This window comes from Paraburkholderia sp. NPDC080076 (genome assembly GCF_050281145.1).
Taxonomy (GTDB): domain Bacteria; phylum Pseudomonadota; class Gammaproteobacteria; order Burkholderiales; family Burkholderiaceae; genus Paraburkholderia.
Map to the genome: position 1 here is coordinate 376022 of NZ_JBNNWQ010000004.1, position 20955 is coordinate 396976.

Consider the following 20955-nt stretch of genomic DNA (forward strand, 5'->3'; position numbering starts at 1 on the left):
CGCCCTGCTCTCGCGCCGCGTCACGCGGCCGCACGACCCGACATCCGTTCACTCACGCAGCAGAAGGATCGCCGCAGATGACAAGCTATCGCGACTTCCACCGCCGTTCGATCGAAGACCCCGAGGCATTCTGGCGCGACGAGGCGCGGCGCATCCATTGGCAAACGCCGTTCGACACCGTGCTCGACCGGTCGAATCCGCCGTTCGCGCGCTGGTTCGTCGGCGGCCGCACGAACCTGTGCCATAACGCGGTGGATCGTCATCTGGCTGAGCGCGCGCAGCAGAACGCGCTGGTGTATGTCTCGACGGAAACCGGCATCGAGCGCCGCTACACCTACGCCGAGCTTTACGGCGAGATCAATCGGATGGCCGCGGTCATGCGCTCGCTCGGCGTGAAGCGCGGCGACGTGGTGCTGCTCTATCTGCCGATGATCCCCGAGGCCCTGTTCGCGATGCTCGCCTGCGCGCGCCTCGGCGCGATTCACTCGGTGGTGTTCGGCGGCTTCGCGGCGCCGAATCTCGCGGCCCGCATCGACGACGCGAAGCCCGTGCTGATCGTCACCGCCGACGCCGGCGCGCGCGGCGGCAAGGTGATCGACTACACGCCGCTGATGGACGAAGCGCTCGCCCGCGCGAAGCACAAAACGCCGCACGTCTTGCTGATCGACCGGCAACTCGCGCCCGAGCGGCTCAACGCCAGTTATCTCGTCGCCTACGAACCACTGCGTGAACAGTTCTTCAACGCCCACGTGCCGTGCGAATGGCTCGAATCGAACGAGCCGTCCTACGTGCTGTACACGTCGGGCACGACCGGCAAGCCGAAGGGCGTGCAACGCGACGTCGGCGGCTACGCGGTCGCGCTGGCGGCATCGATGGAACACATCTTTCAGGGCAAGGCGGGCGACGTGATGTTCACCGCGTCGGACGTGGGTTGGGTGGTCGGCCACAGCTATATCGTCTACGCGCCGCTGATCGCGGGTCTCACCACCGTCATGTACGAAGGCACGCCGATCCGTCCGGACGGCGGCATCTGGTGGCGCCTCGTCGCCCATCACCGGATCAATCTGATGTTCACCGCGCCGACCGCCTTACGCGTGCTGAAAAAGCAGGATCCGGCGCTGCTGAAGAAAGCCGATCTGTCGAGCCTGCGCGCGCTGTTCCTCGCCGGCGAACCGCTCGACGAGCCGACCGCCGCGTGGATCGCCGGCGCGCTCGGCAAGCCGGTGATCGACAACTACTGGCAGACCGAGACCGGCTGGCCGATGCTGGCGATCCCGCGCGGCGTCGAGGCGCTGCCCACCAAGCTCGGCTCGCCGGGCGTGCCGTCGGCCGGGTTCAATCTGACCTTGCGCAACGAACTGAGCGGCGAGCCCTGCCCGCCCGGCGAAAAGGGCGTGCTCACGCTGGACTATCCGCTGCCGCCGGGCTGCATGTCGACGGTATGGGGCGACGACAAGCGTTTCGTCAGCACGTACTGGTCGAGCATTCCGAACCAGCAGGTCTATTCGACCTTCGACTGGGGCGTGCAGGACGAGGACGGTTACGTGACGATCCTCGGCCGTACGGATGACGTGATCAATGTCGCCGGACACCGGCTCGGCACGCGCGAGATCGAGGAAGCGTTGTCGAGCCACACAGCCGTCGCGGAAGTGGCGGTGGTCGGCGTGACGGATCCGTTGAAGGGTCAGGCTGCGATGGCCTTCGTGGTGCTGCGCGACGCGCAGGCCTACGCGGACAAGAAGAAGCGCAGCAAGCTGGAAGCCGAACTCACGGCGACGGTGGATCGCCAGCTTGGTGCGATTGCGCGGCCGTCACGGGTTGTGGTGGTGTCGATGCTGCCGAAGACGCGCTCCGGCAAGCTGCTGCGCCGCGCGATCGCGGCGCTCGCGGAAGGACGCGAGCCAGGCGATCTGCCGACCATTGAAGATCCGGCGGCGTTGCAGCAGGTGCGCGAGGCGTTGAGTGACGGTGGGGAGAAGTAGTTTGCAAAGTGGCGGCGTGGCTAAAGCGCGTGTCGTAGTGAATGCGTCGACACGCGCCCCTCGACGCCGGCAGTCAGGCCGTCGAACTGCGCGCTTCTAAAAACCGCGTCAAAATCGCGTTCGAATACGTCCCGGCGATGTCCGTGAGAAACGACACGAAAGACTCGGGCGCGTGATCGTCGGCGGTATCCGAGACGGTACGCACGACCGCGCACGGCACGCCGTACTCGTAGCAGACCTGCGCGATCGCCGCGCCTTCCATCTCCACGGCGAGCGCATCCGGCAGCGCGTCGCGCAACGCCTGCACGCCCGCCGCGCTAGCCACGAACTGATCGCCGCTGATGATCAAACCGCGATGCACACGCGGCTCGCGCGTGCCGAAACGCGCCGCCGAAGCCGCGCCCTCCTCCGTGACGAAGCGCTCACAGGCTGCGGCGAGCTGATCGGCGAGCGTCGCATCGGCGTCGAATCGCGAGATGCCCAGCAATGGCACCTCGAAACGCGGAAACAGCGGCGACGCGTCGAGATCGTGCTGCAGCAGCGCGTCGGCGACGACGATGTCACCCACCCGCACCTCGCTCCCCACACCGCCGGCCACACCGGTGAAGACGATCGCTTCCACGTCGAATGCATGGATCAGCGCGCTGACCGTGGCCGCCGCCGCGACCTTGCCGACGCGCGCCAGCGTCACGACGCACGGCGCGCCGTGGACGGTGCCGAGGTGATAGTCCCGCTGACCATGCGTGATGGTGCGCACGCCCGACTCGGCGCGCATCGCTTCGATCAGATCGCCGAGTTCTTGCGGCAATGCCGCCAGAATCCCGAGCGGCCGATGTGACACCGGCACGGCAGCATTCGCCCCGCTCATTCCACCGCCTGCAATTTAGCAACCGCCAACGCCAGCCACTTCTCGCCGTGCCGCTTGAATTTGACCTGCGCCTTCGCATCGGTGCCGCCGCCTTCGAGCGCGGTGATCGTGCCCTCGCCGAACTTGGTGTGGAACACTTGCTGGCCGACGCGGAAACCCGTTTCCGCCGCACGCTGTTCGTTCGCGAACGCGGGCAACGGCGCCGGCGTCGACGACGCGGCCCCCGTATAACCCGGCCGCGCGAACCAGTCGCGCCCATAACCCGCGTTGTCCGAACGGCCGCCCCAGCGCGCGCCCGCCTCGACCTTCGGCGTAAGCCACTTGAGCGTTTCCTGCGGCAGTTCGTCGAAGAAACGCGAGCGGATGTTGTAACGCGTCTGGCCGTGCAGCATGCGGCTTTGCGCGAACGACAGATACAGCCGCTCCTTGGCCCGTGTGATCGCCACGTACATCAGGCGGCGTTCCTCTTCCAGACCGTCCGACTCCATCGCGCTGTTTTCGTGCGGGAACAGCCCCTCTTCCAGACCGGTGATGAACACCGCCGTGAACTCGAGGCCCTTGGCGGCGTGCACCGTCATTAGTTGCACGGCTTCCTGGCCGGCTTGCGCCTGGTTGTCGCCCGCTTCGAGCGATGCGTGCGACAGGAAACCGGCGAGCGGCGTCATCGTGTCCGGGTTTTGCGCCGGATCGGCGATGCCGGGCGCGTCGAGCACGACGGTGTTCGGATCGTCGGTGGCGACGGCCAGTTCGGGCGCGGCGGTCGCGCCCGGCCGCAGTGGAATGGAACGCGCCGGCGTGTCCATGCCGTAGCCCTCTTCGCTGACGAACGCGGCGGCCGCGTTGACCAGTTCCTGCAAGTTTTCCAGCCGGTCCTGGCCTTCGCGCTCGTTCTGATAGAACTCCGCGAGACCGCTCGTGCGAACCACGTATTCGACGGTTTCCGGCAGGCTCATCTGCTGCGTTTCCGCGCGCATCTTGCCGATCAGGTTCGCGAAGCCCGCAAGGCTCGAACCCGCCTTGCCCGCCACATACGGAATCGCCGCGGCCATTGAACAGTTGTACAGACGCGCCGCGTCCGCGAGTTGCTCGATGGAGCGCGCGCCGATGCCGCGCGTCGGGAAATTGACGACGCGGGCGAACGCGGTGTCGTCGTTCGGATTGTCGATCAGGCGCAGATAGGCGAGCGCGTGCTTGACTTCCTGGCGCTCGAAAAAGCGCAAGCCGCCGTACACGCGGTACGCGATGCCCGCGTTGACCAGCGTGTGTTCGATCGTGCGCGACTGCGCGTTGCTGCGGTAAAGAATCGCCACTTCGCTGCGCGACGTGCCAGTGCTGATCAGCGCCTTGATTTCCTCGACGATCCAGCCGGCTTCCTGCGAATCGGTCGCGGATTCATACACGCGAACCGGTTCACCGTGACCCGCGTCGGTCCGCAGATTCTTGCCCAGACGGCGCGAGTTGTTGGCGATGAGCTGATTGGCGGCGTCGAGAATATGGCCGTGCGAGCGGTAATTCTGCTCGAGTTTGATCAGATGGCGGACGCTGAACTCGTGCTCGAAGTCGCGCATATTGCCGACGTTCGCGCCGCGGAACGCGTAGATCGACTGGTCGTCGTCGCCGACGGCGAAAATCGAGTTGGTCTGCCCCGCCAGCAGCTTGAGCCATGCGTACTGCAGCTTGTTGGTGTCCTGGAACTCGTCGACCAGAATGTGCTTGAAGCGCGCCTGGTAGTGGGCGCGCAGCGGCGGATTGTGCGCGAGCAGTTCGTAGCAGCGCAGCAGCAGTTCCGGAAAGTCGACCACGCCTTCGCGCTGGCATTGCTGGTCGTAGGCTTCGTAGAGTTCGACGAATTTGCGGTTGAAGTTGTCGGTGGCGTCGACGTCTTTCGGCCGCAGGCCTTGTTCCTTCGCGTTGTTGATGAAGTACTGGAGATTTTTCGCCGGGTACTTTTCGTCGTCGATGTTGAGGCCCTTCATCAGACGCTTGATCGCGGACAGCTGGTCGGCGGTATCGAGAATCTGGAAGGTGGCCGGCAAGCCCGCGTCGCGATGATGCGCGCGCAGCATGCGGTTACACAGACCGTGGAAGGTGCCGATCCACATGCCGCGCGTGTCGATCGGCAGGAGCGCCGACAAACGCGACATCATTTCGCGGGCCGCTTTGTTGGTGAAGGTCACCGCCAGAATCGTGGCGGGCGACGCCAGTCCATGCTGGATGAGCCACGCAATGCGCGTGATCAGAACGCGGGTCTTGCCGCTGCCCGCGCCGGCGAGAATGAGCGCGGGCTCGTTGGGGAGCGTGACGGCGGCGTGTTGTTCGGGGTTTAGATTGGCTAGCAGATCGGGCATTTTTTGGGAGGGGCGGCAGTTCGTTCGACATTATATGCCCCGGAGAGGGTAGGGTTTTTGGGGGCCGATAGACCATCATCGACTCAAGGAAAGGCCGACACCCCAAGAAAACCGCCGCCCGGGCAACCACGCTAAGCCTGCGGTAGAATTTGACTCTTCGGCGTCAAAACAGACGCCCAGTCCCCGAAGGTCGTCGTCGATGCAAATTCAGATTCACAAGGAAGTCGATGCACGCGGGCTCATGTGCCCGCTGCCCATTTTGCGCGCCAAGAAGGCGCTCGCCGACATGGAAAGCGGCCAGATTCTCAAGGTGCTCGCCACCGATCCAGGCTCACAGCGCGATTTCGCCGCGTTTGCCAGGCAAACCGGCAATGAAATCGTCGAAAGCTCCGCGCACGACAAGGTCTTCACCTTCCTGATGAGGCGTCGCTGAAGCCCGTGTCCTGATTCACGCTCCAACAAAAAAGGCGCTGTGCCCCGCGTTCGCGGGCACAGCGCCTCTTACTTCGGTTCAACGCTTCCGGAATGCTGGCGGCAGAAGCCCGCTCAACCTTCCAGCACCGGCGAACGAGTACGCAGATACTCTTCGAAATCGGCGGCCACTTCCGGGTGACGCAAGGCGAACTCGACCGTCGCCTTCAGATAACCCAGCTTGCTGCCGCAGTCGAAACGCGTGCCGTGATACTTGTACGCCAGCACCTGCTCGTCGGCCAGAAGCGACTGGATCGCGTCGGTCAGCTGCAATTCGCCGCCCGCGCCCGGCTTCAGCGCGCGCAGATGTTCGAAGATGCGCGGCTTCAGCACATACCGGCCGACCACGCCGAGATTCGACGGCGCCAAGCTCGGCTCCGGCTTTTCGACGATGCCCGACATCTTGATGATCGAGTCTTCCCACTCCTTGCCGTCGACAATGCCGTACGACTTGGTTTCCTGAGCCGGAATCTCTTCGACGCCGATCACCGAGCTGTGATAGTGGTCGAACACCTCGATCATCTGCGTCATGACGGGCGGCGTGCCGTACAGCAAGTCGTCCGCGAGGATGACGGCGAACGGATTGTCGCCCACCAGCTTTTCGGCGCACATCACCGCGTGGCCCAAACCCAGCGCTTCCGGCTGACGCACGTAGAAGCAGTCCACATGGCTCGGCTTGATGCTGCGCACCAGTTCGAGCAGCTTGTCCTTGCCGCGCGCCTCGAGTTCCGCCTCGATTTCATATGACTTATCGAAGTGGTCCTCGATCGCGCGCTTGCTGCGGCCCGTGACGAAGATCATTTCGGTGATGCCGGCTGCCATCGCCTCTTCGACCGCGTACTGGATCAGTGGCTTGTCGACAATCGGGAGCATCTCTTTCGGGCTAGCCTTCGTGGCAGGGAGGAACCGGGTGCCAAGACCTGCTACCGGAAAAACCGCCTTTGTAACTTTTAGCATGTGATTACCCTGAATCCTCTGGATTAGCTATCGGTCCTTGCCCGCCTCTTGGGGCGGACACGGAGCATGATCAGACCGGCAAGCGCGCCAGCTGGGCTTTCAGCTTGCCCACCGTCGCTTCGAATTCTGCCAGTCTTTTCTGCTCCTGCTCAACGACTGCCGGCGGTGCCTTTGCAACAAAACTTTCATTCTGCAATTTGCCGTTGCACTTGATGATTTCCGTGCTCAACCGTGCAATCTCCTTCGACAACCGCTCCCGCTCCACTGCCACGTCGATTTCGACCTTCAGCACGAGCTTGTCGTTCCCTACGATAGCAATTGGCGCGCCATCTGCCTGCGCGTCCAGGCTTGCCTCGTCGGCAATGATCTGAACTTCGGACAAACGGGCCAACGCCTGGGCGTACGGAGCAAACGTGCGCAGGCGCTCCGCATTGCCGGTAGCGAGCAACGGCACCTTGACCGCCGGCGACAGATTCATTTCGCCACGCAGATTCCGGCACGCATCGATCACCGCTTTCAGGTCGGCTGCCCACTGCTCCGCGTCTTCATCGATTTTCGACGGTTCGGCAACGGGGTAAGGCTGCACCATGATGGACGCTTCGCCCTCGGCTTTGCCCTCGGGATAACGCCCGGCCAGCGGCGCCACCTTTTGCCACAGCGCCTCGGTGATGAACGGAATCACCGGATGCGCCAGTCGCAGCACCGTCTCGAGCACGCGCAGCAGCGTGCGGCGTGTTGCGCGCTGCTGGTTCGGCTGACCCGTCTGGATCTGAACTTTGGCGAGTTCGAGATACCAGTCACAGTATTCGTCCCATACGAACTTGTATAGGGCGTTGGCCACATTGTCAAAACGATAATCGGCGAAACCCTTGGCGATTTCCGCTTCCACGCGCTGCAGACGTGAAACGATCCAGAAGTCGGCCTGCGAGAAATGCAGATGTCCGTCCGGACCGCATTCGCCACATTGTTCCGGCTTGCCGAAGCCGCAATCGTGGCCTTCGCAGTTCATCAGCACGAAACGGGTGGCATTCCACAGCTTGTTGCAGAAGTTGCGGTAGCCTTCGCAGCGCGCCAGATCGAAGTTGACGTTGCGTCCGAGCGTGGCCATCGAGGCCATCGTGAAGCGCAATGCGTCGGTGCCGAACGCGGGGATGCCGTCGGGGAATTCCTTACGGGTTTTCTTTTCGATCGACACGGCCTGTTTCGGATTCATCAGGCCGGTGGTGCGCTTGGCGACCAGCGCGTCGAGGCCGATGCCGTCGACGATATCGATCGGATCGAGCGTATTGCCCTTGCTCTTCGACATCTTCTGGCCTTCGGCGTCGCGTACGAGTCCGTGCACGTACACCGTGTCGAACGGCACCTGGCCGGTGAAGTGCGTGGTCATCATGACCATGCGCGCGACCCAGAAGAAGATGATGTCGAAGCCGGTGACCAGCACCGACGACGGCAGGAAGTGCTTCAGTTCCTGCGTTTCATTCGGCCAGCCGAGCGACGAGAACGGCACCAGAGCAGACGAGAACCACGTGTCGAGCACGTCTTCGTCGCGCTTGAGCGCGCCCGTGTAGCCGGCCGCCGCGGCCTTGGCGCGCGCGTCCTCTTCGGTCTTCGCCACGAAGATTTCGCCGTTTTCGCCATACCACGCCGGGATCTGATGGCCCCACCAGAGCTGGCGCGAGATGCACCAGTCCTGAATGTTCTCGAGCCACTGGTAGTAGGTGGTGGTCCAGTTTTCCGGCACGAACTTGATTTCGCCGCCGCGAACCACGTCGAGCGCCGTTTCGGCGATCGATTTGCCCGGATTGAAGGTGCCTTCCGGCGCCGGCTTGCTCATCGCGACGAACCATTGGTCCGTCAGCATCGGCTCGATGACGACGCCGGTACGGTCGCCGCGCGGCACCATCAGCTTGTGCGGCTTGACCGATTCGAGCACGCCGAGCGCTTCGAGGTCGGCCACCACCTGCTTGCGGGCTTCGAAGCGGTCGAGACCGCGGTATTTTTCCGGCGCGTTCTCGTTGATTTTGGCGTCGAGCGTGAGGATTTCGATTTGCGGCAGCTTGTGGCGCAGACCTACCTGATAGTCGTTGAAATCGTGCGCGGGCGTGACTTTGACGACGCCGGTGCCGAATTCGCGGTCGACGTAGTCGTCAGCGATGATCGGCACTTCGCGGCCCGACAGCGGCAGCGTGACCGTCTTGCCGATCAGGTGCGCGTAGCGCTCGTCCTCCGGGTGGACCATTACGGCGGTGTCGCCGAGCATGGTTTCCGGGCGCGTGGTGGCGACCGTCAGATGGCCCGAGCCGTCGGTGAGCGGGTACTGGATGTGCCAGAGCGAGCCGTTTTCTTCTTCGCTGACCACTTCGAGGTCGGAGACGGCGGTGAGCAGCACCGGGTCCCAGTTCACGAGGCGCTTGCCGCGATAGATCAGGCCCTGTTCATACAGGCGTACGAAGACATCGCGCACGGCGGCCGACATTTTGTCGTCCATCGTGAAGTATTCGCGCGACCAGTCGATCGAGGCGCCCAAACGCCGCACCTGGTTCGTGATGGTCGAGCCGGATTCCTGCTTCCATTCCCAGACGCGTTCGACGAACTTTTCACGGCCGAGGTCATGGCGCGAGACGCCTTGCGCGTCCAGTTGGCGCTCGACGACGATCTGCGTGGCGATGCCCGCGTGGTCCGTGCCCGGCACCCACAGGGTGTTTTCACCGAGCATGCGGTGATAGCGGGTGAGGCCGTCCATGATCGTCTGGTTGAAGGCATGGCCCATGTGGAGGGTGCCCGTGACGTTCGGCGGCGGCAGCTGGATCGAGAAATCTTTCCGGTTTTCCTCGATGGAGGGCGTCGCGTAGGCGCGCTTTTCCCATTCGGGGCCCCAGTGGGCTTCGATGGTGTGGGGCTCGAAGCTTTTGGCAAGCGTGGAGGTGGTGTCGCTCGGGGTCTCGCTCATTGTGTCGGTTCGGCTGGTGAATGCTGGGAATGGTCGATTATAAGCGGCGCCTGGCAGTGGGGGATTTTTGGGGATTTGACCGGGTGGCTTTTTTACCTGCGGCGCTTTGGTGGATGGGGCTTTCGGGGGTGGCCTTTCCTTGAGTTCCTGGTGGTCTATTAGCGTTGCCCTGTACGGGGCGGCACTCCCTTTCTTTGCCGCCGCAAAGAAAGGAAGCAAAGAAAGCGGCTTCACACCGCCAGCCTGTAAGCGGGTCCCCCGGCTTGGAGGGTCCAATGGTGCATCTGGAATCGGTCACCTCGCACATTCAGCGCTTGCGACAAGGCAGTCATACCTCCCGCTTCGCGCTTCGCGCTCGCCGGAACGGTCGGTCTGAAAACAAGTGGGTGCGTGTGCGTGGTGGGAGCCGTCGGCTTCGCCTCGGCGATGCCGCGAAACGGCCGGTGGGTTTAAGGCGCCACGGGAATGTCTTCCAGCGCGGGAAATGGCTCGGACGAAAAAAGGCCGCGAGCCGCGCCAGGTGGGGAAAAAAACGCCAACGTCTCGATGAAGGCTCGTCGAGCACGGAACGCAGACGGTCTGCTGAACGACGTCGAGCTCAAAACACAGTCGACTTGCTGAACGACCTCGACGGCGCGCGCAGCGCCGCCGGAAGTATGACGCCCTTGTCACAGCGCGGAATGTGCGAAAAGACCGATTCCAGATGCACCACTACCGTGGCTGCGCGAGGGCCCCGCTTACAAGCTGGCGGTGTGAAGCCGCTTTCTTCTTCCTTTCTTTGCGGCGGCAAAGAAAGGGAGTGCCGCCCCGCACAGGGGCTACGCCAATAGACCACAAAGAATTCAAGGAAAGGCCAAAACCCAAAGAACAACAGCCCAAACCTACAACGCAACCGCCTCCCCCTTCAACAAAGACTCCCGCAACGCAACCCCAATCCGCGTAGCCTCCAACGCATCAGCAAGCGAAGCCCCAGCCCGCACAGCAGAAGAAGAACCAGTCCCCCCCTGCACCGCCGCAACAAACGCCCTAGCCTCAAACAAAAACGCCTCCTCGAAACGATCAAAAAAATTCGCCGTACATTCATTCCGAATCCCGGTGGCATCATAAATCTCAACCCGATTGGCCCGCGGATTACGCCCAATAGCAAGCGCTCCAGCCGTGCCGATCACTTCGCTATGCGTGTCATTACCATGCGCCTGCGTCCGCGACGCATAAAACATGGCCAGCTTGCCGTCTTCGAACTCGCAGATCGCGACACCGTTATCGACATCGCCGAACTCACGCAAGCCTTCATGCATCGCGGCAACGCCCGCGGCAAACACGCGTTTTGCACGCGGCTTACCCAGCAGCCAGCGCGCCACATCGATATCGTGCACGGTGCAATCGAGAAAAATTCCGCCAGACGTCGCCGCGAAACGCACAAAAAAACCATCGCTATCGTTCTGATCCGCCGTCTGCGAGCGCACAAGAAACGGCCGGCCGATCTTGCCGGCTTTGATCTTGTCGAACGCGTCCTTGTAACTCGGATCGAAGCGCCGCATGAAACCGATGGTCGCCTGCAAATGCGGATAGCGCGCGGCCTCGGCCAGCACCCTCTCGCACTCGGCGAGATCCAGCGACAAAGGCTTCTCGCAGAACACATGCTTGCCGGCCCGCAACGCGTCGACGATCTGCTGCGCGTGCAACGAAGACGGCGTGACGAGCCAGACCGCATCCACCTCACGATCAGCCAGCAACTCCGCGTAATCCTCGTACAGTCGCGGCGCAGGCAACACTTCCCGCGCCCACGCCCGCTCCTCCTCCACCGGACTGCAAGCCGCCACGAGCGACGCACCCGGCACGCGATACGCGAGATTCTCCGCGTGCCGCTTGCCGAGCCGCCCGAGGCCGACTACGCCCACACGAACCCGCGCCGCGGCGGGCGCCATCACGATGCCTCGCCGAGTTTGATCGCGCGGCCCTCGCGCCACGAGCGCGTCGCCGCTTCGGCGAGTTCAAGCGCTTTCAAGCCGTCGGCGACGGTCGTGCGCACCGGTTTGCCATGTGTCACCGCATCGAAGAAATGCGCAATTTCATGCGCGTAAGCCGCGCGGTAACGTTCGAGGAAAAACGCTTCCGGCACGTCGCTCGACACTTCGGTTTTCGAATACGCCGTGACTTCCGTGGGCCGCACATTGCCCGCCTGCAACATGCCGGTGCTGCCCAGCACTTCGAAGCGTTGGTCGTAACCGTATGCGGCGCGCCGTGCGGTATTGATCTGGCACAGGCGGCCGCGCTTCGTGCGGATCGTCACCGCGGTCGAATCGATATCGCCCGCGTCGGCGATCGCCGGGTCGCTCAGACAACTGCCGGTGGCGTGCAGCGTGTCGGCCTCGTCGTCGAGAATCCAGCGGAAGATGTCGAAATCGTGAATCAGCATGTCCTTGAAAATGCCGCCGGAATGCTTGATGTACTCGACCGGCGGCGCCCCCGGATCGCGGCTCGTCACCACCAGCATTTCCGGCGTGCCGATCTCGCCGGCGTCGAGCCGCGCTTTCAACGCCGAGAACGTGGGATCGAAGCGCCGCTGAAAACCAATCATGCACACCACGCCCGCGCGCTCCACCGCTGCCGCGCAAGCGCGCGCGCGCTCCAGCGTCAGATCGACCGGCTTCTCGCAGAATACATGCTTCTTCTGTGCGGCGGATTGCATGATCAGATCGGCATGCGTGTCGGTGCTCGAACAGATCACCGTTGCGCCGATCGACGCATCGCCCATCGCGCCGTCGATATCCGCGACCTGCGCGCCGTGCTCGGCCGCAAGCGCCGCGGCGGCCTCACGATTCACGTCGACCACGTACTTGAGCCGCACGCCCGGTTGCCGCGCAAGATTCGCCGCATGAATCTTGCCGATGCGCCCCGCGCCGAACACCGCCACGTCGATCGTCTTTGCCGCCTGATTTGCCCCATCAGTCATCGTATCCTCCAGTGTCTTTGGATTCTTCAACATTCAATTCGAGCTTGTACGCGAGCGCGATGAACAACGCCTGGCACAAACAGATCGTGCTGGTCAGCGAGCGGAACGCGAACGCGCTGCCCTCTTTCACATACAGTTGCGTGGTTGCATAACGCGCGAGCGGAGATAGTTGGCTATCCGTAATAACCAGCGTTCTGGCCTGGTGATGATGCGCAACCCGCAAGCAATACTGCGTCTCTTTACCATAGGGTGCGAAGCTGATCGCGATCACCACGTCGCCCTTTTTCACACTGCGAATCTGTTCGCGATACATGCCGCCGAAACCGGACACCAGGTGCACGCGCTTAGGCGTGTGCTGCAGCGCGTAGACGATATAGCTCGCCACCGGAAACGAGCGCCGCACGCCGATCACGTAGATGTTGTCGGCCTGCTGCAGCATCTTCACGGCGGCGTCGAACTCCTTGTCGTCGAGCCCCGCCTCCAGTTCTTCGAGACCGCCGCGCGAGGCCGCGATGAACTCGCGCGCCACCGAACCGCCGGACAGCGCGCCCGGCTTCTCGTCAATCAGCTTGCGAATGCGCTGCTGATAGCTCGGCGACGAACTGCCCTGACCCGTGTAAGCCTGCCGAAACACCGCCTGCAGATCGGAGAAACCGGAAAAACCGAAGCGCTGCGCAAAACGCACCACGGCGGACGGATGCACGCCGCAACTCGCGGCGATGTCGCTGGTGCGATCCACCATCACACTGGAGCGATGCTGCTCGATATAGGTCGCGACATTCTTCAACTGACGCGGCAACGCGTCGTAGTTTTCCGCGATGCGCTGCATCAATTCTTCGACGCTAGGCAATTCCTCGGTGCTCTCTTCCGCCATGGCTCTCTCTCGGGTGCTTTATTGCAGTGCCGCAGACGCTCCGAACGCCCGCCGCACGGCCTCCTGACGCTGCCGATTATAGGCAGGCGCCCTGTCAAATGGAACGTATTTTCTATTTTTATTTGTAATGAAATTTTCATTGCAACGACTTGGAAGATCGCCTAATCTTGGTCGTGAGCGATGGTGCTTTGGTGGCAACACCCGGGTTGGCCAGACGCTCCCTTCAAAAACGACATACCGAGAAAGGTGGAGACAATGAGACTTTGCAAGGGCAAGGCTACGCTCAGGATTCTGGTGACGGCACTGACGTTGGCGACGGGATTCGGCGCGGCCTCGGCCGCCCGCGCGGCTGACGCTCACTTCGTGCTGATTAGCCACGCGCCGGATTCGGATTCGTGGTGGAACACCATCAAGAACGCCATCAAACAGGCCGACGAGGACTTCAACGTCGAGACCGACTACCGCAATCCGCCGAACGGCGACATCGCCGACATGTCGCGTCTGATCGAGCAGGCGGCCGCGCGCAACTACGACGGCGTGATCGTCACCATCGCCGATTTCGACGTGCTGAAAAGCTCGATCAACAAGGTGACCGCGAAGAAGATTCCGCTCGTCACGATCAATTCGGGCACGGAGGAACAGAGCGCGCAGCTCGGCGCGATCATGCATGTGGGTCAACCCGAATACGTCGCGGGCAGAGCGGCCGGCGAGAAGGCCAAGGCCGCGGGCGTGAAGTCGTTCCTGTGCGTGAACCACATCGCCACCAACACGGTGTCGTTCGATCGTTGCCGTGGTTTCGCCGAAGCGCTCGGCGTCGACTACAAGGCTTCCACTATCGACTCCGGCCAGGATCCGACCGAGATTCAATCGAAGGTCAGCGCGTATTTGCGCAACCACCCGAACACCGGTGCGATCCTGACGCTCGGACCGACCCCGGCTTCGGCCACGCTGAAAGCGGTCACGCAAATGGGTCTGGCGGGCAAGATCTACTTCTGCACGTTCGACTTCTCCGACGACATCGCCAAGGCGATCCAGAACGGCACGATCCAGTTCGCCATCGACCAGCAGCCGTACCTGCAGGGCTACATCCCCGTGGCGGTGCTGGCGATCGTGAAGAAAGAGCACACCACCGACCCCGCGAAGATCCGCCAGATTCTCGAAGCCAATCCGAAGTTCAAGGAACGGCTCGCAACCTATGGCCTCGCACCGTCCTATGGGCCGAAGAACATTCGCTCGGGCCCGGGTTTCATCACCAAGGAAAACCTCGACAAGGTTATCAAGTACGCAGGTCAGTACCGCTGATTCTTTACGCTAGTTAGTCACGCGCACGGCGGGCACCGCTTCGATACAGGCGGGCCGCCCGCCGCCACCGCGCATTTCACCGGCTGTTGTTCTCGCCACGCATCCTCGCGTGCGAGTCGCACACGGCCGGGCTCCAAGGAGACATCATGGGTGTAGCCGGCAAACACTTCCCACCGCACGTCAAGACGAATTCCGGCGAGGCAGCGCCCTCGGTGCCCGATTCGGATGAACGGCTGCGCAAGGAATCCAGGTTCGGCCATGTGCTGAACCGCCCCGAGTTCGCCGCGATTTCCGGCGCGGTACTGGTGTTTCTCGTTTTCGCGCTGACGGCCGGCAACTCCGGCATGTTCAATCTCGACGGCGTGATGAACTGGTCGCAGGTCTCGGCGTATCTCGGCATTCTCGCCGTGGGCGCCTGCCTGCTGATGATCGCCGGCGAGTTCGATCTGTCCATCGGTTCGATGATCGGTTTCGCGGGCATGATGGTCGCGATCCCCTCGGTGTATTTTCACTGGCCGATTTCGCTCGCGATCCTCTTCGCGTTCGCCGGCTCCATGCTGCTAGGCGCGCTGAACGGCTATCTGGTGATGCGAACGCGCCTGCCTTCGTTCATCGTCACGCTCGCGTTTCTGTTCATCTTGCGCGGCCTCACGCTCGCGCTCTCGATCATGTTCGCGGACCGCACGATCGTCTCCGGCGTCGGCGACCTTGCGCAGCAGGACTGGCTCGCGGATACGCTGTTTCACGGCGTCGCGCTGAACGGTCTGTTCACGATGCTCGCCCGCCATGGCATCGGCACCATGCTCGATAACGGGCACGCGCTCGTGCCAGGCATTCCCAAAGTGATTGTGTGGTGGCTCGGACTCGCCGCAGTCTGCGCGTTCGTGCTGGCAAAGACGCGGGCGGGCAACTGGATTCTCGCCGTCGGTGGCGACGCCAACGCGGCCAAGAACGTCGGCGTGCCGGTGCGTCGCGTGAAGATTTCGCTGTTCGTGCTGACTGCGTTCTGCTCGTGCCTCTTCGCGGTGCTGCAAGTGTGCGACATCGGCTCAGCCGCGGCCGACCGCGGTCTGCAGAAGGAATTCGAAGCGATCATCGCCGCGGTGATCGGCGGCACCTTGCTGACGGGTGGCTACGGCTCGGTGGTCGGCGCGTGCTTCGGCGCGTTGATCTTCGGTGTCGTGCAGATCGGCATTACCTACACCAACGTCAGTTCCGACTGGTTCCGCGTGTTCCTCGGCGTGATGCTGCTGATCGCCGTGCTGTTCAATCACTATGTGCGCCGCCGCGTCGCGCAATCGTAACGAGGAGACGACCATGTCCGATACGAATACCGCAGCGAATGGCGTCGACGGCTCGAACACCAACGCGAGCGCCCCGCAGGAAGACGTGATCCTCGCTCTCGAGAACGTCAACAAATATTTCGGCAAAGTGATCGCGCTAAGCGGCGTGACCTTACGTCTGAAACGCGGCGAAGTGCACTGCCTGCTCGGCGACAACGGCGCAGGCAAGTCGACGTTGATCAAGACCCTCGCAGGCGTGCATCAGCCCTCTTCCGGCCAGTATCTGGTGGATGGCAAACCGGTGCTGTTCGAATCGCCGAAAGACGCGCTCGATCTCGGCATCGCCACTGTGTATCAGGATCTCGCGCTGGTGCCGCTGCTCTCGGTGGCGCGCAATTTCTTCATGGGACGCGAGCCGCAAAAGAAACTGTTCGGCTTCCTGAGCGTGATGGACCTCGAAACCAGCGCCACCACCGCGCGCGACAAGCTTGCCGAAATGGGCATCAACGTGCGCGACGCGCATCAGCCGATCGGCACCATGTCCGGCGGCGAGAAACAGTGTCTGGCGATCGCGCGGGCGATTCACTTCGGCGCGCGCGTGCTGATTCTCGACGAGCCGACCGCCGCGCTCGGCGTAAAGCAAAGCTTCAATGTACTGAAGCTGATTCACAAGGCGCGCGCCAAGGGCATCTCGGTGATCTTCATCACGCACAACGTGCACCACGCGTATCCGATCGGCGATTCGTTCACGGTACTCAATCGCGGCAAATCGCTCGGCACGTTCACCAAGGAAACCATCAGCAAGGACGAGGTGCTCGACATGATGGCCGGCGGCGCCGAGATGCAGAAGATGATCGGCGAACTCGAAGGCGCGACGATCTGATTCATTCGCGCGACGGTTCGGCGCAGCCGCGCCGGCCGACGCGCCCAGCTATTCAGGAAACTTCATGAATCACTCCAGCACATCCAGCGGGACCCCGACCGCTTCGGCGCCGGCGAGCGGCAGCCGTTTTGCGCCGGGCCGCAGCCGCGACATCGTCTGCCTCGGCCGCCTCGCCGTCGATCTGTACGCGCAGCAAGTCGGCGCGCGGCTCGAAGACGTGTCGAGCTTCGCGAAGTATCTCGGCGGGTCGTCGGCGAATATCGCGTTCGGCTGTGCGCGGCTCGGCCTCGCGTCGTCGATGCTGGCGCGCGTCGGCAACGATCATATGGGCCGCTTTCTCACCGAGACGCTCACCAGAGAAGGCTGCGACGTCAGCCACGTGCGCATCGATCAGGAACGTCTGACCGCGCTCGTGCTGCTCGGCCTGAAAGACCGCGATACTTTCCCGCTGATCTTCTATCGCGAGAACTGCGCCGACATGGCGGTCGATGAAGCGGATTTCGACGAGGCCTTCATTGCGTCGTCGAAAGCGCTGCTGATCACCGGCACGCACTTTTCCACCGAACAGGTGAACCGTACGAGCCGCCGTGCGCTGGATTACGCGCGCCGCAACCAGGTGCGCACGGTGCTCGATATCGACTATCGCCCGGTGTTGTGGGGTCTTACCGGCAAAGCGGACGGCGAAACGCGCTTCGTCGCGAGCGAAGGCGTCACCGCGCATTTGCAGCGCATTCTGCCGCTGATCGATCTGGTGATCGGCACCGAAGAGGAATTCCGCATTGCCGGCGGCAAGACCGAACTGGTCGACGCGCTCGCGATGGTACGCGCCGTCACACCGGCCACGCTGGTGCTCAAACGCGGACCGCTCGGCTGCCAGATCATCGACGGCCAGGTGCCAGCCTCGCTCGACGACGTGCCGATTCACGGCGGCGTGGAAGTCGAAGTGCTGAACGTGCTCGGCGCAGGCGACGCGTTCGCCTCGGGCTTTCTCTCCGGCTGGCTGCGCGATCAGCCGCTCGAAGCGTGCGCGCGCGCCGCGAACGCGAGCGGCGCGCTGGTTGTCTCACGGCACGGCTGCGCGCCGGCCATGCCGACGCCCGCCGAACTCGACTACTTCCTGCGCGAAGCGAAAGCCGATCCGCAGCGCATGCGCCGCCCCGATCGCGACGCGACGCTCGCACGGCTGCATCGTGTCTCGCCGGCCCGCAAACAATGGGACGAAGTACTCGGCTTCGCGTTCGACCACCGCAACCAGTTCTTCGAACTCGCGCAGCAAACCGGCGCCGACGAAGCGCGCATTGCGCGCCTGAAGGGCTTGTTCGTCGAAGCCGTCGCGCAGACTGAAAGCGCGTTGGGTTTGCACAACCGCATCGGCGTGCTGATCGACGACCGTTACGGACAGGACGCGCTGAACGCGGCCACCGGGCGCGGCTGGTGGATCGGCCGGCCAGTGGAACTGCCGGGCTCGGTGCCGCTCGTGTTCGATCATGGCCGTTCGATCGGGACCACGCTGATCCCGTGGCCGCAGGAGCATATCGTCAAGTGCCTCGTACAGTTCCATCCCGACGAACCCATCGAGCAGCGTCTCGAACAGGAAGCGCAGCTGCGCGCGCTCTATGACGCGACGCAAGCAAGCGGCCACGAATTGCTGCTCGAAGTGATTCCGCCGAAACACGCGCATCTGCCGCAGGCGCCGGACACGGTGTATCGCGCGTTGAAGCGCCTGTACAACATCGGCATCTATCCCGAGTGGTGGAAGCTCGAACCGATGGACGCCGCGCAATGGCGCAACGTCGACGCGCTGATCGCCGAGCGCGATCCGTATTGCCGGGGCGTGGTGCTGCTCGGTTTGTCGGCGGCCGTCGAGCAACTGGACGAAGGCTTCCGCGCGGCGGCGCAATCGGCGACGTGCCGCGGCTTCACGGTCGGGCGCACGATCTTCCACGAGCCGAGCCATGCGTGGCTCGCCGGAGAAATCGGCGACGACGAACTGATCGCGCGCGTGCGCCGCACCTTCGAAACGCTGATCGCTTCGTGGCGCGCAACACGTGGCGCAAGTGCCGCGCAGGCCAGCGCGCCGAACCATGTCCATCAGGAGCAAGCCGCATGAATCAGCGCGTATTGCATCACGACGCGGCGTCCGCCAACGACGCCAGCCACGCTCGCGCCGGCTCGGGCGGCACGGTGCGCCTGACGACCGCACAGGCGCTGGTCCGCTATCTCGCCGCGCAACGCGTCGCGACCGAGGACGGCCAGGGCACCGAGCCGCTATTCGGCGGCGTGTTCGCCATCTTCGGTCACGGCAACGTGGCGGGGATCGGCGAGGCGCTGTATCAGCACCGCGACGAACTGCCGACGCTGCGCGCCCACAACGAACAGGCGATGGCGCATAGCGCGATCGCCTATGCGAAGGCGCATTTCCGCCGCCGCATGATGGCCGTCACGACGTCGATCGGACCGGGCGCCACCAACCTCCTAACCGCGGCGGCGCTCGCCCACGTGAACCGTTTGCCGGTGCTGCTGCTGCCCGGCGACATCTTCGTCTCGCGCGCACCGGACCCGGTGTTGCAGCAGGTCGAAGACTTCCACGACGGCGGCGTGTCCGCCAACGACGCGTTCAAGCCGGTGTCGCGCTACTTCGACCGCATCGTGCATCCGGCGCAGTTGCTGAACGCACTGCCGCGCGCCGTGCGGGTGCTGACCGACGCCGCCTTGTGCGGACCCGTCACGCTCGCGTTGCCGCAAGACGTGCAGGCGCAGGCGTGGGATTTCCCCGTCGATTTCTTCAAGCCGCGCGTCGTCACGTTTTATTCGCCCGCGCCGCGCGTCGATGAAATCGAGGCCGCGGTTGCGCGTCTGCGGCATGCGAAGCGGCCGTTGATCGTCGCGGGCGGCGGTGTGCTATACGGCCGCGCCACCGATGCGCTGCACCGTTTCTCGACCACGCACGGCATTCCGGTCGCGGAAACGCAGGCCGGCAAAGGCGCGCTTGCCTGGAACGATCCGCTGAACGCGGGTGCGCTCGGCGTGACCGGCTCGCCCGCCGCGAACGCGCTCGCGCACGACGCCGATTGCGTGCTCGCCATCGGCACCCGCTTGCAGGACTTCACCACTGGCTCGAACACCTTGTTCACGCAGGCCGATGTGATCGCGATCAACGCCAATGCGTTCGACGGCCTCAAGCATCGCGCGCAGGTAGTCGAAGCCGACGCGCGTCTTGCGCTCGACGCGCTCGCCGAACCGCTGCAAGGCTGGCATGCGGACCGCACATGGACCGCGCGCGCGCACAAACTCGCGGCGAGCTGGCGCGATACGGTGAGCACGCTCACGCATGCGCCGCAGCGCGACACCGTGCTGCCCTACGAGGGCGATGTGATCGGCGCCGTGCAACGTTCGAGCGCCAGTTCGCCTGCGAACGATATCGTCGTCTGCGCGGCCGGCACGCTGCCCGCCGAATTGCACAAGCTGTGGCGCGCCGGCAAGCCGGGTGCGTATCACGTCGAGTACGGCTATTCGTGCATGGGCTACGAGATTGCCGGCGGACTCGGCGTGAAGCTCGCCCGCCCCGCGCGTGAAGTGATCGTGATGGTCGGCGACGGCAGTTACCTGATGATGAACAGCGAGATCGCCACCTCGGTGATGATCGGCGCGAAGCTGATCGTCGTGGTGCTCGACAATCACGGCTATGGCTGCATCAACCGCTTACAGCAGGCCTGTGGCGGCGCGCCATTCAACAACCTGCTCGAAAATTGCGTGCAAGGACCGCTCGGCGCACCGAAGATCGATTTCGCCGCGCATGCGCGTGCCCTCGGCGCGCAAGCCGAACACGCGGCGAATATCGCCGAATTCGAAGCCGCAATGGAACGCGCCCGCGCGGCGGATCGTACCTATGTCATCAGCATCGACACCGATCCGGCCCGCACCACTGACGACGGCGGCTGGTGGTGGGAAGTGGCGGTGCCGGAAGTGTCGGCGCGCCCCGCTGTGCGCGACGCGCGTGCGAAATACGAAACACAACTCGCGGCCCGCGCGGAGCCGGCGAGTTCCGCGCAAAACACCGGCCCCACCGACAACGAATGAG

General features: G+C 63.6%; 14 protein-coding genes. 7 read left to right on the plus strand and 7 right to left on the minus strand.

Annotated elements, in window-relative coordinates; all coding sequences use genetic code 11:
- The first annotated feature begins 77 nt into the window (after positions 1-77).
- On the plus strand, positions 78-1982 hold the full coding sequence (locus ACQKRQ_RS18710; RefSeq protein WP_427478691.1) for a propionate--CoA ligase: 1905 nt from the start codon (positions 78-80) through the stop codon (positions 1980-1982).
- A 73-nt stretch (positions 1983-2055) separates the two neighbouring features.
- Here the strand turns inward: ACQKRQ_RS18710 and ACQKRQ_RS18715 are convergent, their stop codons facing one another.
- A complete protein-coding gene (locus ACQKRQ_RS18715; RefSeq protein WP_427478695.1) occupies positions 2056-2850 on the minus strand; it encodes a 5'-methylthioadenosine/adenosylhomocysteine nucleosidase in 795 nt (264 codons plus the stop codon).
- Positions 2847-5198 (minus strand): UvrD-helicase domain-containing protein, encoded by a 2352-nt coding sequence (locus ACQKRQ_RS18720; RefSeq protein ID WP_132373670.1) that lies wholly within the window; start codon positions 5196-5198, stop codon positions 2847-2849. Before ACQKRQ_RS18720 ends, ACQKRQ_RS18715 begins: the two co-directional genes overlap by 4 nt.
- Before the next feature lie 205 nt (positions 5199-5403).
- Between ACQKRQ_RS18720 and ACQKRQ_RS18725 the strand changes: the two genes are divergently transcribed.
- On the plus strand, positions 5404-5631 hold the full coding sequence (locus ACQKRQ_RS18725; RefSeq protein WP_427479258.1) for a sulfurtransferase TusA family protein: 228 nt from the start codon (positions 5404-5406) through the stop codon (positions 5629-5631).
- A 113-nt stretch (positions 5632-5744) separates the two neighbouring features.
- On the opposite strand, the gene galU is transcribed toward ACQKRQ_RS18725, so the two are convergent.
- The 5 genes from galU to ACQKRQ_RS18750 all read right to left on the minus strand — a co-directional run bounded on the left by galU (position 5745) and on the right by ACQKRQ_RS18750 (position 13406).
- Entirely contained in the window at positions 5745-6626 is an 882-nt protein-coding gene (gene galU / locus ACQKRQ_RS18730; protein WP_342960359.1) for a UTP--glucose-1-phosphate uridylyltransferase GalU, read from the minus strand.
- A 70-nt stretch (positions 6627-6696) separates the two neighbouring features.
- On the minus strand, positions 6697-9576 hold the full coding sequence (locus ACQKRQ_RS18735; protein ID WP_427478698.1) for a valine--tRNA ligase: 2880 nt from the start codon (positions 9574-9576) through the stop codon (positions 6697-6699).
- Between the two features lie 881 nt (positions 9577-10457).
- Positions 10458-11504: a Gfo/Idh/MocA family oxidoreductase gene (locus tag ACQKRQ_RS18740; protein WP_427479260.1), complete on the minus strand. Its 1047-nt coding sequence runs from the start codon at positions 11502-11504 to the stop codon at positions 10458-10460.
- Positions 11504-12532 carry an inositol 2-dehydrogenase gene (gene iolG / locus ACQKRQ_RS18745; protein WP_132373668.1) on the minus strand — a complete coding sequence of 343 codons (1029 nt, stop codon included), beginning with the start codon at positions 12530-12532 and terminating at the stop codon, positions 11504-11506. The genes ACQKRQ_RS18740 and iolG overlap by 1 nt, the downstream gene beginning before the upstream one ends.
- Entirely contained in the window at positions 12525-13406 is an 882-nt protein-coding gene (locus ACQKRQ_RS18750) for a MurR/RpiR family transcriptional regulator (RefSeq protein ID WP_132373667.1), read from the minus strand. The genes iolG and ACQKRQ_RS18750 overlap by 8 nt, the downstream gene beginning before the upstream one ends.
- 255 nt (positions 13407-13661) lie before the next feature.
- Here ACQKRQ_RS18750 and ACQKRQ_RS18755 point away from each other — a divergent pair, with 255 nt between their 5' ends.
- From ACQKRQ_RS18755 to iolD, 5 genes are all read left to right on the plus strand, one after another.
- Positions 13662-14708 carry a sugar ABC transporter substrate-binding protein gene (locus ACQKRQ_RS18755; RefSeq protein ID WP_116117844.1) on the plus strand — a complete coding sequence of 349 codons (1047 nt, stop codon included), beginning with the start codon at positions 13662-13664 and terminating at the stop codon, positions 14706-14708.
- 146 nt (positions 14709-14854) lie between these two features.
- On the plus strand, positions 14855-16012 hold the full coding sequence (locus ACQKRQ_RS18760; RefSeq protein ID WP_427478700.1) for an ABC transporter permease: 1158 nt from the start codon (positions 14855-14857) through the stop codon (positions 16010-16012).
- Between the two features lie 13 nt (positions 16013-16025).
- A complete protein-coding gene (locus tag ACQKRQ_RS18765) occupies positions 16026-16874 on the plus strand; it encodes an ATP-binding cassette domain-containing protein (RefSeq protein WP_243658100.1) in 849 nt (282 codons plus the stop codon).
- 64 nt (positions 16875-16938) lie between these two features.
- Positions 16939-18984, plus strand: coding sequence for a bifunctional 5-dehydro-2-deoxygluconokinase/5-dehydro-2-deoxyphosphogluconate aldolase (locus ACQKRQ_RS18770; RefSeq protein WP_427478702.1), 2046 nt, complete (start codon positions 16939-16941; stop codon positions 18982-18984).
- On the plus strand, positions 18981-20954 hold the full coding sequence (gene iolD, locus ACQKRQ_RS18775) for a 3D-(3,5/4)-trihydroxycyclohexane-1,2-dione acylhydrolase (decyclizing) (RefSeq protein ID WP_427478704.1): 1974 nt from the start codon (positions 18981-18983) through the stop codon (positions 20952-20954). Before ACQKRQ_RS18770 ends, iolD begins: the two co-directional genes overlap by 4 nt.
- Position 20955: the final 1 nt, after the last annotated feature.